The sequence below is a fragment of the Modestobacter sp. DSM 44400 genome (genome assembly GCF_900107175.1).
Lineage (GTDB): Bacteria > Actinomycetota > Actinomycetes > Mycobacteriales > Geodermatophilaceae > Modestobacter.
The window spans coordinates 45,032-62,543 of the sequence record NZ_FNOZ01000017.1 but is presented as its reverse complement, the minus strand read 5'-3'; the positions used below and the strand labels follow the sequence as shown (position 1 = coordinate 62,543).

General features: G+C 75.7%; 17 protein-coding genes, 1 pseudogene and 1 riboswitch. Of the genes and pseudogenes, 5 read left to right on the top strand and 13 right to left on the bottom strand.

The annotated features are described in order from the left end of the window. Positions 1-8: 8 nt before the first annotated feature. The 7 genes from BLW04_RS12540 to BLW04_RS12510 form a co-directional block, all read right to left on the bottom strand. The gene (locus tag BLW04_RS12540) at positions 9-1,325 is read right to left on the bottom strand and encodes an alpha/beta hydrolase (RefSeq protein ID WP_091541253.1); all 1,317 of its coding nucleotides are present in this window, start codon (positions 1,323-1,325) and stop codon (positions 9-11) included. Between the two features lie 80 nt (positions 1,326-1,405). After that, positions 1,406-2,641, bottom strand: coding sequence for a uroporphyrinogen-III C-methyltransferase (gene cobA / locus BLW04_RS12535; RefSeq protein ID WP_091541250.1), 1,236 nt, complete (start codon positions 2,639-2,641; stop codon positions 1,406-1,408). Continuing rightward, positions 2,641-3,732 carry a nicotinate-nucleotide--dimethylbenzimidazole phosphoribosyltransferase gene (gene cobT / locus BLW04_RS12530; RefSeq protein WP_091541245.1) on the bottom strand — a complete coding sequence of 364 codons (1,092 nt, stop codon included), beginning with the start codon at positions 3,730-3,732 and terminating at the stop codon, positions 2,641-2,643. Before cobT ends, cobA begins: the two co-directional genes overlap by 1 nt. Further along, on the bottom strand, positions 3,729-5,117 hold the full coding sequence (gene cobC / locus BLW04_RS12525; protein WP_254781440.1) for an Rv2231c family pyridoxal phosphate-dependent protein CobC: 1,389 nt from the start codon (positions 5,115-5,117) through the stop codon (positions 3,729-3,731). Before cobC ends, cobT begins: the two co-directional genes overlap by 4 nt. A gap of 87 nt (positions 5,118-5,204) precedes the next feature. Further along, complete coding sequence (locus tag BLW04_RS12520) at positions 5,205-6,596, bottom strand: cobyrinate a,c-diamide synthase (protein WP_091541242.1); 1,392 nt, start codon at positions 6,594-6,596, stop codon at positions 5,205-5,207. Positions 6,597-6,699: 103 nt separating this feature from the next. Continuing rightward, complete coding sequence (gene cobO / locus BLW04_RS12515; protein ID WP_091541238.1) at positions 6,700-7,314, bottom strand: cob(I)yrinic acid a,c-diamide adenosyltransferase; 615 nt, start codon at positions 7,312-7,314, stop codon at positions 6,700-6,702. Positions 7,315-7,390: 76 nt separating this feature from the next. Further along, positions 7,391-9,469, bottom strand: a complete 2,079-nt coding sequence (locus tag BLW04_RS12510) for a putative cobaltochelatase (RefSeq protein WP_091541233.1) — start codon at positions 9,467-9,469, stop codon at positions 7,391-7,393. A gap of 60 nt (positions 9,470-9,529) precedes the next feature. Beyond that, a riboswitch (cobalamin riboswitch) is annotated at positions 9,530-9,656 on the bottom strand. A 99-nt stretch (positions 9,657-9,755) separates the two neighbouring features. On the opposite strand from BLW04_RS12510, the gene BLW04_RS12505 reads away from it, so the two are divergent. From BLW04_RS12505 to BLW04_RS12490, 4 genes are all read left to right on the top strand, one after another. Further along, positions 9,756-10,244, top strand: a complete 489-nt coding sequence (locus BLW04_RS12505) for a hypothetical protein (protein ID WP_139306833.1) — start codon at positions 9,756-9,758, stop codon at positions 10,242-10,244. Beyond that, positions 10,241-10,534 (top strand): transcriptional regulator, encoded by a 294-nt coding sequence (locus tag BLW04_RS12500; protein ID WP_091541225.1) that lies wholly within the window; start codon positions 10,241-10,243, stop codon positions 10,532-10,534. Before BLW04_RS12505 ends, BLW04_RS12500 begins: the two co-directional genes overlap by 4 nt. An 81-nt stretch (positions 10,535-10,615) precedes the next feature. Beyond that, positions 10,616-11,674 carry an AbrB family transcriptional regulator gene (locus BLW04_RS12495; protein WP_091541352.1) on the top strand — a complete coding sequence of 353 codons (1,059 nt, stop codon included), beginning with the start codon at positions 10,616-10,618 and terminating at the stop codon, positions 11,672-11,674. A 24-nt stretch (positions 11,675-11,698) separates the two neighbouring features. Continuing rightward, positions 11,699-12,031 (top strand): hypothetical protein, encoded by a 333-nt coding sequence (locus BLW04_RS12490; protein WP_254781438.1) that lies wholly within the window; start codon positions 11,699-11,701, stop codon positions 12,029-12,031. A 16-nt stretch (positions 12,032-12,047) separates the two neighbouring features. Here the strand turns inward: BLW04_RS12490 and BLW04_RS12485 are convergent, their stop codons facing one another. Then, a complete protein-coding gene (locus tag BLW04_RS12485; protein WP_091541222.1) occupies positions 12,048-12,596 on the bottom strand; it encodes a type II toxin-antitoxin system PemK/MazF family toxin in 549 nt (182 codons plus the stop codon). Between the two features lie 255 nt (positions 12,597-12,851). Between BLW04_RS12485 and BLW04_RS25885 the strand changes: the two genes are divergently transcribed. Beyond that, complete coding sequence (locus tag BLW04_RS25885) at positions 12,852-13,046, top strand: hypothetical protein (RefSeq protein WP_139306832.1); 195 nt, start codon at positions 12,852-12,854, stop codon at positions 13,044-13,046. Positions 13,047-13,176: 130 nt separating this feature from the next. On the opposite strand, the pseudogene BLW04_RS28395 reads toward BLW04_RS25885, so the two are convergent. From BLW04_RS28395 to BLW04_RS12460, 5 genes and pseudogenes are all read right to left on the bottom strand, one after another. Then, positions 13,177-13,269: pseudogene (locus tag BLW04_RS28395) on the bottom strand (VOC family protein); the annotation flags it as partial. A 47-nt stretch (positions 13,270-13,316) separates the two neighbouring features. Beyond that, positions 13,317-14,816: a cobyric acid synthase gene (locus BLW04_RS12475; protein ID WP_091541218.1), complete on the bottom strand. Its 1,500-nt coding sequence runs from the start codon at positions 14,814-14,816 to the stop codon at positions 13,317-13,319. Beyond that, positions 14,813-15,478 carry a lysophospholipid acyltransferase family protein gene (locus tag BLW04_RS12470; RefSeq protein WP_091541215.1) on the bottom strand — a complete coding sequence of 222 codons (666 nt, stop codon included), beginning with the start codon at positions 15,476-15,478 and terminating at the stop codon, positions 14,813-14,815. Before BLW04_RS12470 ends, BLW04_RS12475 begins: the two co-directional genes overlap by 4 nt. A 112-nt stretch (positions 15,479-15,590) precedes the next feature. Beyond that, positions 15,591-16,337, bottom strand: coding sequence for a PAS and ANTAR domain-containing protein (locus BLW04_RS12465; RefSeq protein ID WP_091541211.1), 747 nt, complete (start codon positions 16,335-16,337; stop codon positions 15,591-15,593). Between the two features lie 200 nt (positions 16,338-16,537). Further along, positions 16,538-17,503, bottom strand: coding sequence for a cobalamin biosynthesis protein (locus tag BLW04_RS12460; protein ID WP_091541208.1), 966 nt, complete (start codon positions 17,501-17,503; stop codon positions 16,538-16,540). Positions 17,504-17,512 lie beyond the last annotated feature (9 nt).

Below are 17,512 nucleotides of genomic sequence, written 5' to 3'. Positions count from 1 at the left end.
CTGGTCCGTCAGCTGCAGTCCTGGGTGTCGAAGTCCCGCTGCGGCATGGTGAACCGGCAGCCGTAGCGGGGGTCGGCCACCACGGTCGGGTTCAGGACGTCGTCCCCCTCCGGCCGGACGCCGTCCTCCACCCAGGTGACCAGGTCGGCGAACGCCTGCTGGTACTCCTCGGGGCTGAAGTCGCAGTGCGCGACGCCGCGGATCGCCCGCTGCACCAGCAGGTCGGAGTTGCCGCGCCGGGCGGCGTCCCGGGCGTACTCCTGTTCCATGCTGAATGGCACGAACAGGTCGCCGAGGTCGTGCATCGTCAGCACCGGGATGCGGAACCTTCCGTCGATGGTCGGCACGCCGGACAGCCCGCGGTGGCTGCGCGCCGCCTCGACCCGCAGGACCTCGGCGTTGAGCGCCTGCTCCTCCGCGGTCAGCGCCGGGTCCGCATCGAGCTGGTAGACGGTGTCGGCGTTGCCGCCGACGGCTCCCTTCTCCTCGCCGAGGCCGGGGAAGACCGGGTACACGGTGAACAGGAAGTTCGCGAAGTTTGCGAAGCCGGCGTCGAACAGCGGCCGCTCACCGCCGGTGCGCTGCTCGGTGACCGCTCGCAGCTCCTCACCGGCCGGGGTGAGGGCGTCAGGCAGCCCCAGCTCGGTCTTCATCTGCGCGGCGGTCGTCGTCACGTAGTCGGCCGGGGCCGGGTAGACCGGCGGGGTGTCGGTCAGCGCTTGCGCAGCGGCGTTGTAATCGAGGAACGTGTCGAACAGCCGGCGGTCGCCCATCACGCCGCAGACCGGCATCGCGCCGACGTACTCGGCCCGGTACTTCTCGATCGAGACGCCGGTGACGTGGCCGCCCATGGAGACCCCTGCGAGGTAGCGCTGGTCGGGTTTGCCGACGGCCTTGTCGAAGTACCTGACCAGCCGGTGCGTGCTCTCCACCCCCGAGTCGACGTCGTAGCCGTTCTCGTCGTAGCTGGACGCCGCCCAGGCGTAGCCGTGGTCGACCAGGTACTGCCGCAGGCCGTCGGGCGGCGCACTGACGGTGAGCTCGGCGCCGGTGCCCCGGTAGCCGTGGGCCCACATCACCAGGTCGCCGTTCCAGTGGTCGGGCACCTCGATCTGGTACCCGGCGCCCTGGAGCACGCCCCAGGTGCGGGTGGTCGTCGTTCCGGGGAGCGCGTCGAAGGGAAGGGTCGCCTCGTTGACGAAGTAGTCGACCTCCGGCGGCTGCGGGTACCGCGTCGGGGCGGCCGAGGCCGGGCTGACCAGCGTGGTGGTGAGCAGGCCGAGGGCCAGGGGCACCAGGAGGGCGCGGATGCGGTGGCGGGTCATGGAGGGCCTTCCGGACGGTGACGGTGCGCCGACGGTAGCCCCGAGTGACCAAGATCACACAGCGAGCACCCGGCCGGCGCTCAGGCACCGAGGGAGACGACGTCGCCGACCACCCACACCGCGGGCGGCCGGACACCCTCGTCGGCCAGCGTCCGGGCCAGCCCGGCCAGCGTCGTCCGCAGCATCCGCTGCGCGGGGGTCGCCCCGTCGGAGACCACCGCCACGGGGGTGTCGGCGGGGCGGCCGTGCTCGACCAGCGCGGCGGCGATGGCCGGCGCGGTGTCCACGCCCATCAGCACGACGACGGTCCCGCGCAGCTTCCCCAGCGCTGCCCAGTCGACCAGCGAGGCGGGGTGGCCGGGGGGCACGTGCCCGGAGACGACGACGAACTCGTGGGTCATCCCGCGATGGGTGACCGGCACGCCGGCCAGCCCCGGGACGGCGATGGCGCTGGTCACGCCGGGCACCACCTCGACCGGAATGCCGGCGGCGGTGCAGGCCGCGAGCTCCTCGTAGCCGCGGCCGAAGACGAACGGGTCCCCGCCCTTGAGCCGCACGACCCGCTTGCCCGCCCGGGCCCGGTCGATGAGCAGGGAGTTGATCTGCTCCTGGGCCATCGCACGCCCGCGCGGCAGCTTGGAGGCGTCGATGACCTCCACGCCCACCGGCAGCGAGGCGAGCAGACCTTGCGGGGCGAGGTGGTCGGCGATGACGACGTCCGCGGTCGCCACCGCCTGCCGCCCGCGCACGGTGACCAGCCCGGGGTCGCCGGGTCCGCCGCCCACCAGGACGACGCTGCCCGGCGCCCCGGTGGGTGCCCGGGAGGCCCGGTCGGCGATCGAGCCGTCGGTCAGCCCGGCCAGGACGGCGTCCCGGACGCCGACGGCCCGCTGGGGGTCGCCCCCGCCGTGCACACCGACCACGAGGTCGCCCTGCCTGCCGACCGCCGGGGTCCAGACGCTGGACGCGGACCGGTCGTCGGCCCGGGCACAGAAGATCCGCAGCCGCTCGGCCTCCTCGGCCACCGCCGCGTTCACCGCCGGGTCGTCGGTGGCGGCCACCGCGTACCAGGTCCCGGCCAGGTCGCCGCGGACGTAGCGGCGCGGGTGCCAGGTAACCGCGCCGGGGGCGACGAGGGCCTCCAGGGCCGGCGTGACCTCGGGGCTGACGACGGTGACGTGCGCGCGGGCCTCGAGCAGCCCGGCGACCCGGCGGTGGGCCACCTGGCCGCCGCCGACGACGACGACCCGACGGCCACCGAGGCGCAGGCCGACCGGGTAGACCGCGGCGGAGCCCGGATCGGGTGGAGGGCTCATCAGCTCTTCTCGGTGACGCCGGCGGAGTCGAACGTCGCCACGTCCTGCAGCGCCCGGGCGGCGCTGGCCACCAGCGGCACCGCCAGCAGCGCGCCGGTGCCCTCGCCCAGTCGAAGGTCCAGGCCCAGCAGCGGGCGGAGGCCGAGCGCCCGCAGCGCCAGGGAGTGTCCCGGCTCGGCCGAGGTGTGCCCGGCCAGCGCGTGCTCCAGCGCGGTCGGGCACAGCGCGGCAGCGACCAGCGCGGCCGCGCCGGCGATGACGCCGTCCAGCAGCACAGGGACGCGCGCCGCTGCGGCGCCGAGCACGAACCCGGCCAGCGCGGCGTGTTCGAGGCCGCCCACCTCGGCCAGTGCCGCCAGCGCCTGCTCCGGTGTCGCCGGCCGCGCCGGCACCCGGGCGACGGCCCGGGTCACGACGTCGACCTTGCGGGCCAGCGTCGGGTCGTCCACGCCGGTGCCACGCCCGGTGGCCGCGACCGGGTCGGCGCCGGTGAAGGCGCAGATCAACGCAGCGGACGCCGTGGTGTTGGTGATCCCCATGTCGCCGGTGACCAGGCAGCCGTGCCCGTCGGCGAGCGCCGTCGCCACCTCGATGCCGACCTCGACCGCCCGCCGGGCCTCGTCCAGGCTCATCGCCGGACCGACCGCGAGGTCAGCGGTACCGCGGCGGACGTTGCGGTCCCACAGCGCCGGGGCGGGCTCGGCGGGCGTGGCCACGCCGACGTCCACAACCACGACATTGGCTCCCAGTTGCGCGGCGAAGGCGTTGATCACCGCGCCGCCGGCGACGAAGTTGGCGACCATCTGGGCGGTCACCTCCTGCGGCCACGGGGTGACGCCCCGGGCGTGCACGCCGTGGTCACCGGCGAAGACAGCGACTGCGGCCGGGGTGGGCAGCGGTGCCGGGCACCGGCCCGCGGTGCCGGCCAGCTGCGCGGCGACGTCCTCCAGCACGCCGAGGGCGCCCGGCGGCTTGGTCATCCGGTCCAGCCGGTCGCGGGCGGCCCGCTCGGCGGCGGCCTCCCGGGGGCGGACGGCGGCGATGGTGTCGCCCAGGAGGGTTCCCGGGAACGGAGGTGGGTCGGTGTTCAACGGTGCTCCTCGGGGACGTCCATCCGGGCAAGGATCTCAGCCAGCGCGGCGGCGAACGCACGCGAGGTGGCGGGTTCCCGGACGGCGACCCGCAGATGGTCGTCGGACAGGCCCGGGAACGTGTCGCCCCGGCGCACCGCCCAGCCGGCGTCGCGCAACCGCTTTCGCACCGCCGCGCCGCCGGGCACGCCGAGGAGCACGAAGGACGACGTCGGTACCCCGATCACCTGCACCGAGGGCGGCAGGGCGGCCAGCAGCGCGGCCCGGTGGACGGCGGTCTCGGTGGCGAGGGCGGCGGCCTCGGTGCGGGCGGCCTCGCTCGTGCAGGCCACCAGTGCGGCCAGCGCCGGCGTGGACACCGGCCAGTGCGGCTGCGCGGCGGCCAGCGCGGCCACCAGGTCCGCAGGCCCCAGCGCGTAGCCGACCCGCAGCCCGGCCAGGCCCCAGGTCTTGGTCAGGCTGCGCACCACCAGGACGCCGGGCAGGTCGCCGCGCCCGACCAGCGACGCCGGTTCCCCGGGCACCGTGTCGGCGAACGCCTCGTCGACCACGAGCACCCGCCCGGGCCGGGCGAGCGCGGCGACGGCGGCGGCGGGGTGCAGCACCGAGGTGGGGTTGGTCGGGTTGCCCAGCACGACCAGGTCGGCGTCCTCGGGGACGGCGGCGGGGTCCAGCCGGTAGCCGTCCTCGCCGCGCAGGTGCACCCGCTGCACGGCGTGCCCGGCCGCGCGCAGCGCCGCCTCTGGCTCGGTGAACGAGGGGTGCACGACGAACGGCCGCCGCGGCCGGAGAGCCCGGGCGACCAAGGTGAAGACCTCGGCCGCGCCGGCGGCCAGCAAAACCTCCTCCTCGGCCCGGCCGTGCACGGCGGCCACGGCCCTCCGGGCCGGCCCGGGGTCGGGATAGGCGGCGCTGTCCTCGACCGCGGCGTGCAGCACGGCGCGCAGCCAGGCCGGCGGGGCGCCGGCGCGCACGTTGACCGCCAGGTCGACCAGCCCCGGCGCGAGTTCGACGTCCCCGTGGTGGTGCAGGTCCTCGTCGGTCCGGGCGACCGCGACCGTCACCCGCCCGTGCACCGTCCTGCCGACGACCAGCTGCCCGCCGCCGAGCAGCGCGGCGGCCTCGGCGACCGAGGGCGTGCCGACGGCGGCGGCCACCCGGGCCGACGGCGCCGGCACCGGCACAGCGGCCAGCGCAGCCGCCGGGTGCCCCGTCAGCGGCCAGCCCCGCCGCTCGGCCGCCTCGCGCAGCCCGGGTTCGGTGGCCCGGACGTCGAGGGTGGCGAGGGTGACGCGCCCGGTGGAGGCGGGCACGACGGCGTCCAGCGCGGCGAGCACCTCCTCGGCGGGCACCCCGGCCGAGGCGCCGACGCCGACGGTCATCATGCGCGGACGCCGGGGGAGCTGGGCAGCGCGGCGAGCAGGGCGGCGGCGATCGTCCAGCCCAGCGTGTGGACGGGCGGGTGGACGCCCTCAGCGATGTGCACTGAGCACGCCCACCCGGGCCGCGGCGGCGACGAACCGGCCGGCCATTCCCGGCGATCCCGCCCAGTTCAGGTGCAGGTAGCTGGCGTGCACCGACCCCTGCGCGAACCCCTCCGGGCCGTCGGCGCTCCACTGCCAGGCTGGGGTCGCGCCGGCGCCCGGGTCGGCGGTGGTGCGGTGGAACTCGTGACCGCGCACCCGGGTGCCGGCCGCAGCGAGCACGCTGTCGGTGAGCGCCACCGCCGCGCGGTAGCCCAGGGCCAGCCGGGAGTGCATCGCGGTGCCGGTGTCCAGCACGCCGCACATCGGTGCGCCGTCCAGTTCCCGGGACAGGTACAGCAGCCCGGCGCACTCCGCGGCGATCGGGCCGCCGGCGGCGGCGAGGGCGGCGACTGCCGTCCGCAGGCCGACGTTGGCGCTCAGCGCACCGGCGTGCACCTCGGGAAAGCCGCCGCCGACGACCAGCGCGCGGGTGCCCTCGGGCAGCGCCTCGTCCGTCAGCGGGTCGACGGTTCGGACGTCGGCGCCCGCGGCGGCGAGCAGCTCAGTGGTCTCGGCGTAGCCGAAGGTGAACGCCGGTCCGCCGGCGACGGCGACCACCGGCCGGCCTTCGATCGGGGTCACTTCGGCGGCCGGGTCCCAGGGGGTGTCGTGCAGGTCCGGAGCCGAGCGGGCCAGCCGGAGGACGGCGTCCAGGTCGACGCCCGCCTCGACGACGGCCCCCAGCGCACCGACCGTCCGCACGGCCTGCGCCGAGCGTTCGGCGGCCGGCACCAGGCCCAGGTGCCGCGAGGGGGTGTGCAGCGCCTCGATCCGACGCACCGCGCCCAGCACCGGGACCCCCGCCGCGCCCAGTGCCTCGCGCAGGATCGTTTCGTGCCGGTCGCTGCCGACCCGGTTGAGGACGACGCCGCCCAGGCGCACCGCCGGGTCGAAGGTGGCGAACCCGTGCACCAGCGCGGCGACACTGCGGGCCTGCGCGGCGGCGTCCACCACCAGGACGACGGGCGCCGCGAGCTGGGTGGCGACCTGTGCGGTGGACCCGTAGCCGGGCTCGACGCTGGCGTGGGCGGCGCCGTCGAACAGGCCCATGACGCCCTCGACCACCGCGACGTCGGCCGGGCGCGGGGTGAGCGCGCCGTGCAGGAACAGCGGCACGATGCGGTCCTCGCCGACCAGCCAGTTGTCCAGGTTGCGACCCGGGCGGCCGGCGGCCAGACCGTGGTAGCCGGGGTCGATGTAGTCCGGTCCGACCTTGTGCGGGGAGACGGTGAGGCCGCGGGCGGTGAGCGCGGCGATCAGGCCGGTGGCGATCGAGGTCTTGCCGGCGTTGCTGGCGGGCGCGGCCAGCACGATGCGCGGGACCCGGTGTGCGCTCACCGGCCGACCCCCTGATACGTGTTGATCATCGGCATCTGGCCGCGACCGTTCGGCGTGTCGCTAGCCATTCGCCGATGATCAACAGAGGAGGCGGGCGCGGCGGTCACCACTCGATCCCCCGCTGGCCCTTCTGCCCGGCGTCCATCGGGTGCTTGACCTTGGTCATCTCCACGACCAGGTCCGCCGCCTCGATGAGCGCCGGGTGGGCGTTCCGGCCGGTGATCACCACGTGCTGGCTGCCCGGCCGGTTCGTCAGGGTCTCCACCACGTCCTCGACGTCGACCCAGCCCCAGGTCATGGGATAGGTGAACTCGTCGAGCACGTAGAACCGGTGCGCCTGCGCGGCCAGGTCGCGCTTGATCTGCGCCCAGCCCTCGGCGGCGTCGGCGGCGTGGTCGGTCTCCTCGCCGTGCTTGCGCGACCACGACCAGCCCGAGCCCATCTTGTGCCAGATGACCGGCCCGCCCTCGCCCGTCGTCTCGTGCAGCCGGCCGAGCGCGGTCAGCGCGTTCTCCTCGCCGACCTTCCACTTGGCGCTCTTCACGAACTGGTACACCGCAACCGACCAGCCCTGGTTCCACGCCCGCATGGCCATGCCGAACGCGGCGGTGGACTTGCCCTTCATCTCCCCGGTGTGCACCGCGAGCAGCGGGCGGTTGCGGCGCTGGCGAGTGCTCAGCCCGTCGGCCGGGACGTCGCTGACCTGGCCCTGGGGCACTAGTCCTCCTCGTTGGCGCTCGTCGGCCGGGTGCCTCGGCGCCCCGTGCTGATGGGTGAGCTCGCGCGCTTGCTCACTAGGCCGCCTTCCGCGCGTTGCGCACCGTGCTCGCCAGTGACTCCGCGGCCAGTTCTTCCAGGCGAAGCGTCTGCGCTCCCAGGACCGTGCCGAGGCTGCCCGCCAGGCCCAGCCGCACCGGTCCGGACTCGCAGTCGACGACGACGCTCGCCGTTCCGGCCGCCGCCAGCATCGCGGCGGCGCGGCGGGCGTCGGCCAGGTGGTTCCCGCCGCGGGCACCGGTGGCCCGGCCGTCGGTGACGACCACCAGCAGCGGACGGCGCTGCGGGTCGCGCACCCGCTCCACCCGCAGCACCTCGTGCGCACGCAGCAGCCCGGCGGCCAGCGGCGTCCGGCCGCCGGTGGCCAGGCCGGTCAGCCGCGAGGCCGCGGCCTCGACCGACCACGTCGGCGGCAGGGCCAGCTCGGCGTCGCCGCCGCGGAAGGTGATCAGCCCGACCTTGTCCCGGCGCTGGTAGGCGTCCAGCAGCAGGGAGAGGACGGCGCCCTTCACCGCGGCCATCCTGGAGCGGGCGCCCATCGACCCGCTGGCGTCGACGACGAACAGGACGAGATTACCCTCCCGTCCCTCGAGCGTGGCCTGGCGCAGGTCCTCCCGCTCCAGCCGCAGCCCCGGCCCGGTGCGGCCACGGGCCCGCTGGTGCGGAGCCGCGGCGAGCACGGTGTCGGTCAGGTGCAGCTTCGTGACGGCGCCCTCGGGACGCCGGGAGCCGACCACCCGGCCGCGCTCGCTGCGCGCCCGGGACCGCCGACCGGCCGCCCCCGCGCCGATGCCGGGGACCTCCAGCCGGCGGGTGCGGAACGGGTCGGACGGCGCGACCGCGGCCTTTTCCGGAGCCGGGGTCGCGTCGGTGTGCCCGCCGCCCTCGCCCCGCGGCGCCGTCGTGGGTTCTTCCGCCTCCCCAGGCAAAGGATCCTTTCCACCGGTATCGGGCTCCGATCCGCCGGTAGAGCTTCCTTTGCCTGGGGCGGAGCCGCGCCCGGGGGAGGGGTCGTCGGGGGTCGGGCCGCCGCCGTCCGGGCCGTCGGTCGGGGGCTCGTCGTCGGGGGAGTCCGGGCCGTCGTTCTCGGGGCGGGCGTCGGACAGCGCCTGCTCCAAGGTGTCGTCGTCCAGGCCGGGTGCGTCGAAGGGGTTGCGTCGTCGGCGGTGGGGGAGGGCGAGCCGGGCGGCGACCCGGACGTCATCCTCGGTGACCTCCGTGCGACCGGCCCAGGCGGCGTGCGCGATGGCGGCGCGGGCGGTGACCAGGTCCGCCCGCAGGCCGTCGACGTCGAATGCCGCGCAGACCGAGGTGACCTGGCGCAGCGCGGCGTCGGAGAGGACGACCTGGGGCAGCAGTGCTCGGGCGGCGGCGATCCGCTCGGCGAGCGCGGACTCCTCGCCGGCCCAGGCGGCGGCGAAGCCGGCCGGGTCGGCGTCGGAGGCGAACCGGCGGCGGACCACCTCGGCGCGCAGCGTGGTGTCCCGGGGGGCCGCGACCTCGACGGTCAGCCCGAAGCGGTCCAGCAGCTGCGGGCGGAGCTCGCCCTCCTCGGGGTTCATGGTGCCGACCAGCAGGAAGCGCGCCGCGTGCCGGACCGACACCCCCTCCCGCTCGACGTAGGCGGTGCCCAGCGCGGCGGCGTCCAGCAACAGGTCGACCAGGTGGTCGTGCAGCAGGTTGACCTCGTCGACGTAGAGCACGCCCCGGTTCGCGGCGGCCAGCAGACCGGGCTCGAAGGCCTTGACGCCCTCGGTGAGCGCGCGCTCGAGGTCCAGCGCGCCGACGACCCGGTCCTCCGACGCGCCGACCGGCAGCTCGACCAGCCGGGCCGGACGGGACAGCGACGGCTCCTCGGGGGAGTGCGGTCCGTCGGGGCAGGCCGGGTCGGGAGCGGCCGGGTCGCAGGCGAAGCGGCAGCCGGCGACGGCGTCCACCGGCGGGAGGACGGCGGCCAGGGCGCGCACCGTCGTGGACTTGGCGGTGCCCTTCTCCCCGCGCACGAGCACCCCGCCGACGGCGGGGGAGACGGCGTTGAGGAGCAGCGCCAGACGGAGGTCGTCCATGCCGACGACAGCGCTGAAGGGGTAGGTCACGAGAGACCACGGTTCCTCTCCCCGGGTGTCCGCGCCCGGAGGTGGCAGGGACGACGGCTGGAGTCTCCTGGCTCCCGGATCGGCGCCCGTCCCCGCCTTCCCGCCCGGTGAGGGGCAGTGGCGTGCATGGGGTCGGACTCCCCGGTCACAGTGGCGGGACCGCGCCGGAATCGCACCGGACTTCCTCCACTGCCGTCGCAGTTCGGGGTCATTCCACCACGCGTCCCGGCCGCGGCACACCCCGTCCTCCTTGCCGACCTGGAAAGCGATTGCCCTACTTTCCGACATGGAAAGTGACGAGCGGCCGGCGGCCGCCTCGGGAAATCCGACCGTGCAGGCGGCCGCCCAGCTGGCCGTCCTGCGCGCCGACCGGGCCGCGGTGGCCGAGCGGGCGATGCAGCCGTGGTGGTACGACGCGCTCCTGGGACTGCTGGTGTTCGGGCTGGTCAGCTCCTACTCGGCGCACGAGTCGTGGGTGACGGCGGTCGCCCTGGCGCTCTTCCTCGCCGGCTGCTGGGCGCTGATGGTCGTCTACAAGCGGATCACCGGCTTCTGGGTCAACGGCATGCGCCCCGGCCGTACCCAGCGGGCCACCCGGGTGTGGCTGCTGGGCTACGTGGTCGTCCTGGCCCTGGCCCTGGCCGCGGGCGCGGAGTACGGGGCCGGCCTGCGCGGCGCGATGGTGGTCGGCGGGGCCGTCCTCGGAATCGGCGTCGCGCTGATCAGCCGGTGGTGGAGCCGGATCTACATCGCCGAACTGCGCGAGGAGCTGTGACCGCCGTCCGACCGCACTTCGACCCGGTGGTGCACGCGCCGCCCCGCCTGCAGATCTGCGGGCTGCTGGTCGCCGTCGACACCATGGACTTCGCCGCCGTCCGCGATGCCGTCGGGGTGAGCGACTCGGTGCTGTCCAAGCACGTCAAGCAGCTCGAGGAGGCCGGGTACGTGAAGGTCCGCAAGGCCACGATCACCTCCCGGGTCCGCACCAGCCTCGCGCTGACCAAGGCCGGCCGGGCGGCCTTCGCCGCCCACGTCGCCGAGCTCCGCCGCATCACCGGCGCCTGAAGAAGGGCCCCTCCCGGGTCCACTCGCAGGCTCGGGGACGCCCTGGAGGGGGCCGACTGGCGCTCGGGCAGAGTGACCCGCGTGGACGGCGGGTGGCGGCGGCTGCTGCTCGACTGGGCGGTGGTCCTCCTGGCCGCCGTGGTCGTCAGCGTCCTGCTCGGCCTGCTGCACATTCCTTCCCCGGCACTGTTCGGCGCACTCGTCGCGGGCCTCGGCCGGGCGCTGGTGCGGCCGATCCGGCTCGCCGTTCCGCAGGTCGCGGGAACGGGCGCGCAGGCCGTGATCGGCGTCTCGATCGGCGGGCTGGTCGAGGCCGGGACCTTGCGCAGCCTCGCGGCGCACTGGGTGTCGGTGCTCGCGGTGACGGTCGCCACCCTGCTGGTCAGTCTCGTGGCCGGGCAGCTCATGCGCCTGCATCCCGATGTCAGCGCGGTGACCGGGGCCTTCGCGTTGATCGCCGGCGGCGCTGCCGGGGTGACCGCCATGGCCCGGGACCTCGGTGCGGACGAACGGGTGGTCGCCGTCCTGCAGTACCTGCGGGTGCTGCTGGTCCTGGTCGCGATGCCCGTGGTGGCCACCGTGGTGTACGGCGCGTCGGGCGGCTCCGGCGCCGCCGCGGCCGCGGGCGGGCCCGGCTGGCCGGCGGGGTTGCTGTTCACCGGAGTCTGTGCCGTGGTCGGCGTGCTGATCGGGCGGCTCGCCCGGGTGCCGGTGGGGATGCTGCTCGGGCCGATGGCGGTGGCCGCCGGGCTCGAGCTGGCCGGGCTCTCCGCCGGCGCCACCGTGCCGGGGTCCGTCGAGTCGGCTGCCTTCCTCGCCATCGGGCTGCAGGTGGGCCTCAGCTTCACCCGGGACAGCCTGCGCCTGGTGGGCCGTGCCCTTCCGCTGGCGCTCGTCCTCATCGTCTGCATCGTGCTGGCCTGCGCCGGTCTGGGCGCGGTGCTGTCCGCCACCGCCGGGGTCACGCCGTTGGAGGGCTACCTCGCGACCACACCCGGCGGGATCTACGCGGTACTGGCAACGGCGACCGGCAGCGGGGCGGACGCCACCTTCGTGCTGGCCGTCCAGGTGCTCCGGCTGTTCGTCATGCTGTTCTCCGCGCCGCTGGTCGCGCGCTGCTTGCGACCCCGGCCGGCCTGAGGTTGTCGGCCGGTGCGGCGGCGGATGCCTGACCGCAGGCCATCGCGCGCCTACCCTGGTCGAGGTCTGACCGAGCCGAGTGAGGGGGTCCCGCTGTCCGACGACGTTGCGGCCGCGACGAGCACGAGCACCGAGGACGCCGTCCTGCAGTTCGTCGGCGGTCCCCTCGATGGAAGGGTCGAGGTGCGCGAGGCCCGGCACGGCGCCCCGCTGCCCACGATCACCCACGTCCACCTGCATGCCGGGCCCAAGGTCGTGCACCGCTACGACCTGCAGTCGGCGGACGGCCAGGGCGGGGTCTACCAGCTGCGCCCGCCGGTGCGCCGGGCCGCGCACGACGAGTCGCCCACGGGCTGAGGCTCGCCCGCCGAGGTCACCAGCGGTGTACCCGGCGGACCTCCGCGGCGACCTCGTCGAACCGCGCCCGGTTCAGCACGGCACCCTCCCGTCGCACGTCGGCCGGATCCAGCCGTAGCACCCGGTCCACGCGCACCTCGCTGGGCCGGCCCTGCCGGTCCCACGCACCGCTGCCGACGTCCACCCACGACCGGCCGTGGCGGGCCTCGTCGGCGGCGTCCAGGTCGTGGTCCTTGCTGCTGAGCATCAGACCGAGCAGTGTCCCGCCCTGACGTGCGACGACGAGCACGGGGCGGTCCTTGCCGCGTCCGTCGTCCTCCTCGTAGGGCACCCACGCCCACACGATCTCGCCGGGGTCGGGTCGGCCGTCGGCCCGCGGGCGGTACTCGAGGTGGATCGCCTCCTCCCCAGGGCGAGGAGTGCCGGCCGGCGGCCTCCGCCGCCCGCGGGCCGGGATTCGCGGGGACGCGCCGTTCCGGACGCCGCGCCGCAGCGACCGCGTTCCCTCGCGCAGTGCCACCGTCGCCAGCCGTCCGAGCACGCTCCGCCAACCACCGTTCGACATGCACCGGGACGCTAGGACATCGGCGCAGCGGACGACGCCGGCGCGCTGTCGGGGCCCGTAGTGGCCCGGCCAGCTGACATTGCGCTCCGCTGTCAGCGCGTCGCTGGACGTGATGACTACACGCATGTGATTCTTGTGACAGGTGGGGCGTCGATCGGTACCAACCGGTCACACCCGCGGTTCGAACCGCCGAGACGGGGTCACACTCTCCTCGGCGGCTCGACCACCAGCTGCCACGGGGGAAAGAGCGCGCAGATGAACACAGCCCAGCCGGCCCGACCGGCGACGGTTCCAGCCACTCCGGTGCGGGCCAGTGCGCTCGCTGCCTGGCAGCTCGTCGAGGATGCCCGTAACCGGCCCGAGCGCCGCCCGCGCAACGACCGCAGTCGGGTGCTCGCCCAGCGCGCGGTCGCCGACCGCCGGGCCGAGCGGGAGCGCCGCGCCAGCTGACGGCACTCGGGCGCGCCCGGTAGTCAGGTCGGGCAGAGCTCGTTGCCCTCCGGATCGGCGATCGTACCCAGCGGTGCGGGCCCTGCCGGCCCTCGTGCAGCACGGTCGCCCCGCGGGCGACGAGCCGCTCGACCTCGGCATCCACCCGGTCGGCGCCGCCCCGGACGTCCAGGTGTACCCGGTTCTTGACCGTCGCCGGCTCGGGGACCAGCTGGAAGAGCACCCGCGGCGCGCCCCCGGTCGGGTGGCCGGACGGCGTGCGGGCCCGACTCAGCGCGGGCTGAACCCGGCCGGGAGCAGCGGCAGGCCCGCCGGTGGGCCGGACTCGACCAGTCGCCACAGCGCGTCGGTGTCGGCGTGCTCGGCGACCAGGTCACCGAGGGCGTCCAGCCGGGCCTCGCGGACGGCGGCGAAGTCGGTGTCCGGGGCGGGCACGAAGCGGCGGCCGCTGATCCGGGCGACCTCGGCGAGGAAGGCGCGGCGGAATCCGTCGTCCTCCAGCGCGCCGTGCCACGTCGTCCCGAACACCGACCCGGCGCGGGCGCCGTCCAGGAAGGGCTCCGCGCCCTCGTCGACGGCGACGACCCCGTGGTGGATCTCGTAGGCGTGCACCGACTGGCCCAGCGCCGTCCCGACCGGGCGGCCCAGGGTCTTCTCCCGGGCGAACCGGACGTCGGTAGGCAGCAGCCCGAGCCCCGGGACGACGCCGGCCCCGGACTCCACGTCGTCGCAGATGGTGCGGGCCAGCATCTGGTGCCCGCCACAGATGCCCAGCACGGCCCGCCCCTCGGCGGCCCGTCGGGCGACGGCGTCGGCCAGGCCGGTGGACCGCAGCCAGCCCAGGTCGGCCACGGTGGAGCGGGTACCGGGCAGCACCACCAGGTCGGCGTCGGCCAGCTCTTCCGGGCGGGTGGCGTAGCGCAGCAGCACCCCCGGCTCGGCGGCGAGCGCGTCCAGGTCGGTGAAGTTGGACAGCCGGGGCAGTCGGGCGACCGACACCCGCAGCACGTCCTCGCCGTGCGGCGGGCCGGCGGAGGCGCGGGCGGCGTCCACGCCGAGGGAGTCCTCGACGTCAAGCTCCAGCCCGGACCGCCAGGGCAGCACGCCCAGCGTGGGGCGGCCGGTCAGCGCGGCCAGCTGCTCGAGGCCGGGGGTGAGCAGCCGGACGTCGCCACGGAACTTGTTGACCAGGAAGCCGGCGACCAGCCGCTGGTCGGCCGGGGGCATGAGGGCGACGGTGCCGTAGAGCGCGGCGAAGACCCCGCCCCGGTCGATGTCGCCGACCACCACGACCGGCAGCTGGGCCGCGGTGGCCAGCCCCATGTTGGCGATGTCGTCGGCGCGCAGATTGATCTCGGTGGGGGACCCGGCGCCCTCGCAGACGACGACGTCGAACCGGGACCGCAGGTCGGCCAGGCTGGCCAGCACCTGCTCGAGCAAGGCGGGCTTCATCGGCCGGTAGGACAGCGCGGTGACCTCGGCGACCGGGCGGCCCAGGACGACGACCTGGCTGGAGTCCGCACCACCGGGCTTGAGCAGCACCGGGTTCATCGCCGCCTCCGGCTCGACCCGGGCGGCGGCGGCCTGCATCACCTGCGCCCGGCCGATCTCCGCCCCGTCGGCGGTGACCATCGAGTTGTTGCTCATGTTCTGCGCCTTGAACGGCGCCACCGAGACCCCCTGCCGGGCCAGCCAGCGGCAGATCCCGGCGGTGACCACGGACTTGCCCGCGTCGGAGCTGGTGCCGGCGACCAGCAGCGCCCCGTTCACGGGGCGGCGGTCGTGGTTCCCCAGCCGGCCTTCTCCTGGCCGGACAGCTCCGCGATCGCCTCCATCACGCGGTCGGTGACCACCCGACGGGCCGGGCCCCGGCCGGCCTGGCCGCGCTGCTCATGGAAGGTAAGCGGCGTCCCGAAGGTGATCGAGACCCGGTGCGGCCGTGGCCAGCTGGCGCCGACCGGCTGGACGCGGTCGGTCCCCGCGACCGCGACCGGGACGACGGGGCAGTCGGCGGTGAGCGCCAGCCAGGCCACCCCGGTCTTGCCCCGGGCCAGCCGGCCGTCCTTCGAACGGGTGCCCTCCGGGTAGATGCCGAAGGCCCCGCCGGTCTGCAGCACCCCCAGCGCGGTGTCCAGCGCGGCCTGGGCCGCCCGGTGGGTGCCGCGTTCCACCGGCAGCGCCCCCAGGGCGGTGAACAGGGCGCGCTGCAGCCACCCGGTGAAACCGCTGCCCTGCCAGTACTCGGCCTTGGCCAGGTAGCCGACCTTGCGCGGTGCCACCAGCGGGATGGCGATGCTGTCGATGAACGACAGGTGGTTGCTGGCCAGGATCACGGGGCCGGTGGCGGGCACGTTCTCCCGGCCGGTGATCGTGGGGCGGCAAGTCAGCCAGAACAGTGGTCTCAGCACGAACCGGACGAGCAGGTAGAACACGCGCAGGCCTCCCCTCGCCTCGTCGCGGTCCTGGCGCCGGCACGGATCGGGCGGCGCTGGGCGCTGGGCGCATCATCGCTGACGCCGGGGTCGACCGGACGGGCAGGGCCGGTCAGGCCGCGGGGGCTCCCGGCGGGCAGGCATCGTGCAGAATCGCCCGGACGTCGGCGGGCAGGGCAGTTCCGCCACCGGCCGACTCGACGATCGCGGTGGCGACGTCGCGCACCTTGCGGTGGGTGTGGCTGGAGATGTGGGTCAGCAGGTCGAAGGCGACGCTGTCCGCGCAGCCCATCAGCAGCATCAGCACGCCCTTGGCCTGCTCGATCGACACCCGGCTGACCATGGCCGTGCGCAGTTGCTCGATCTCGGACTCCAGGGCGCGGATCTGGTCGCCGGGCTCCGCGGCGGCCCGGCCGTCGGTCACGTCGATGACGAGGCCGCTCAGCGCGGTCGCCTCGCCGTCCGAGCTGATCTCCAGCTCTCCGACCAGGACCGCGGTGCGGATCTCGCCGTCGCTGCGGACCACCCGGTGCTCCACGGCGAACGGGACGCCGGCGGTGCAGGCGTCGGTCACGGCCTGGCGGACCCGCGGGCGGTCGGCAGGGTGCACGCCGGCCAGCAGCAGCGGCACGCCGGGCATCGCCGTGCCGGGAGTGAGCCCGTGCAGCGCGAAGAACTGGGGGGACCACCACCACTGGTCGGCCTGCAGGTCGTACCGGTAGCGACCGGCCGGGCCGTCGCCGGCCGGACGAGCCGCAGGCGGGACGGGGATGTGCTCGGTAGAGGACGCCGGAGCGGGAGCCGGGGCCGGGGATCGGCGGGCCCGGGGGGTGCGCGGTGGCGTCGACGTGAGGCTCATCGGGGAAGACCGATCTCTCCGGGGCACCGAGACTCCGGTGGGGCTGCGGCCGCCGGTGTCTCAACGTGCCGCGCACCATCGGCCCCGCCAGAGGGCCGACCGCTTCGGTGACCGGAAAACTACCGCTGTCGGCCCGGGATACGCATGTCGTGGCGGGGTCTGCGTGCCGGGCACCCCGGCCTGGCGATGACTCCTGGTGATCAGCTCGTGACGACGCCGGGCTGCCCGCCACCGCGGCGCAGTCGGCTGACCGCGGCCAGCGCAGCAGCCGTCGTCCACACCACGCGGGACAGTCGGGTCGCCCGGCGGACGTCGCCGCGCACCGGCGGCTGACCGTCGCCGAGGGGCGGCCGCTCCTCGACCCGGCTGCCGTAGACGTTGCGGCCGCCGAGCCGGACGCCCAGGGCGCCGGCCAGCGCGGCCTCGCAGCGTCCGGCGTTGGGGCTGGGGTGGGCGGCGCCGTCCCGCCGCCAGGCCCGCCACGCCCCGGCAGCCGAGCCGCCGGCGACCGGGGCGGCGAGCACGGTGAGCGCGGCGGTCAGCCGGGCCGGTGCCCAGTTGAGGACGTCGTCCAGCCGCGCGGAGGCCCAGCCGAAGCGTTCGTACCGCGCCGACCGGTACCCGACCATCGCGTCGAGGGTGTTGGCCGCCCGGTATCCGAGCAGCCCGGGCAGGCCGGCGACCGCGCCCCAGAACAGTGGGGCCACGGCGGCATCGGAGGTGTTCTCCGCGACCGACTCGATGGTGGCCCGGACCAGCTCCGGCGCACCGAGGTCGCGCGGGTCCCGGCCGGCGAGCGTGGGCAGGTGCGCCCGGGCGGCGGGCAGGTCCCCGGCCTCCAGGTGGCCGGCCATGGTGGTCGCGGCCCGGTCCAGGGAGGTGCCCCCGAGCACGGCCCAGGTGGCCACCGCGGTGACCGTCGTCCGGGCCAGCGGGCGGGCCGCGGTGAGCCGGTGCAGCGCCGTCCCCAGGCCGGTCGCCGTCCCGACGGTCAGCAGCGTGTAGCCCGCGCCCGCGGCGCGGGAGTCGCGCCACACCCGGCGCTCCAGCGCGGCGGCGGCCTGCCCGAAGCCGGCCACCGGATGGCCCCGGCGGGGGTCGGCGAACAGGCGGTCGGCGGCGGCACCGAGGGCGAGCCCGGCGGCGGTCGCGGCATGTACCGGCATGGGCCGACT

Bases quoted from the DNA above. Each gene is read 5' to 3' on its own strand.
- BLW04_RS25885 (WP_139306832.1), top strand. From the start codon at position 12,852: ATGAACACAGCCCAGCCGGCCCGACCGGCGACGGTTCCAGCCACTCCG.
- cobC (WP_254781440.1), bottom strand. From the start codon at position 5,117: ATGATGACCGTCGGCGTCGGCGCCTCGGCCGGGGTGCCCGCCGAGGAG.
- BLW04_RS12540 (WP_091541253.1), bottom strand. From the start codon at position 1,325: ATGACCCGCCACCGCATCCGCGCCCTCCTGGTGCCCCTGGCCCTCGGC.
- BLW04_RS12505 (WP_139306833.1), top strand. From the start codon at position 9,756: ATGGAAAGTGACGAGCGGCCGGCGGCCGCCTCGGGAAATCCGACCGTG.
- cobA (WP_091541250.1), bottom strand. From the start codon at position 2,641: ATGAGCCCTCCACCCGATCCGGGCTCCGCCGCGGTCTACCCGGTCGGC.
- BLW04_RS12490 (WP_254781438.1), top strand. From the start codon at position 11,699: ATGCCTGACCGCAGGCCATCGCGCGCCTACCCTGGTCGAGGTCTGACC.
- BLW04_RS12465 (WP_091541211.1), bottom strand. From the start codon at position 16,337: ATGAGCCTCACGTCGACGCCACCGCGCACCCCCCGGGCCCGCCGATCC.
- BLW04_RS12485 (WP_091541222.1), bottom strand. From the start codon at position 12,596: ATGTCGAACGGTGGTTGGCGGAGCGTGCTCGGACGGCTGGCGACGGTG.
- BLW04_RS12460 (WP_091541208.1), bottom strand. From the start codon at position 17,503: ATGCCGGTACATGCCGCGACCGCCGCCGGGCTCGCCCTCGGTGCCGCC.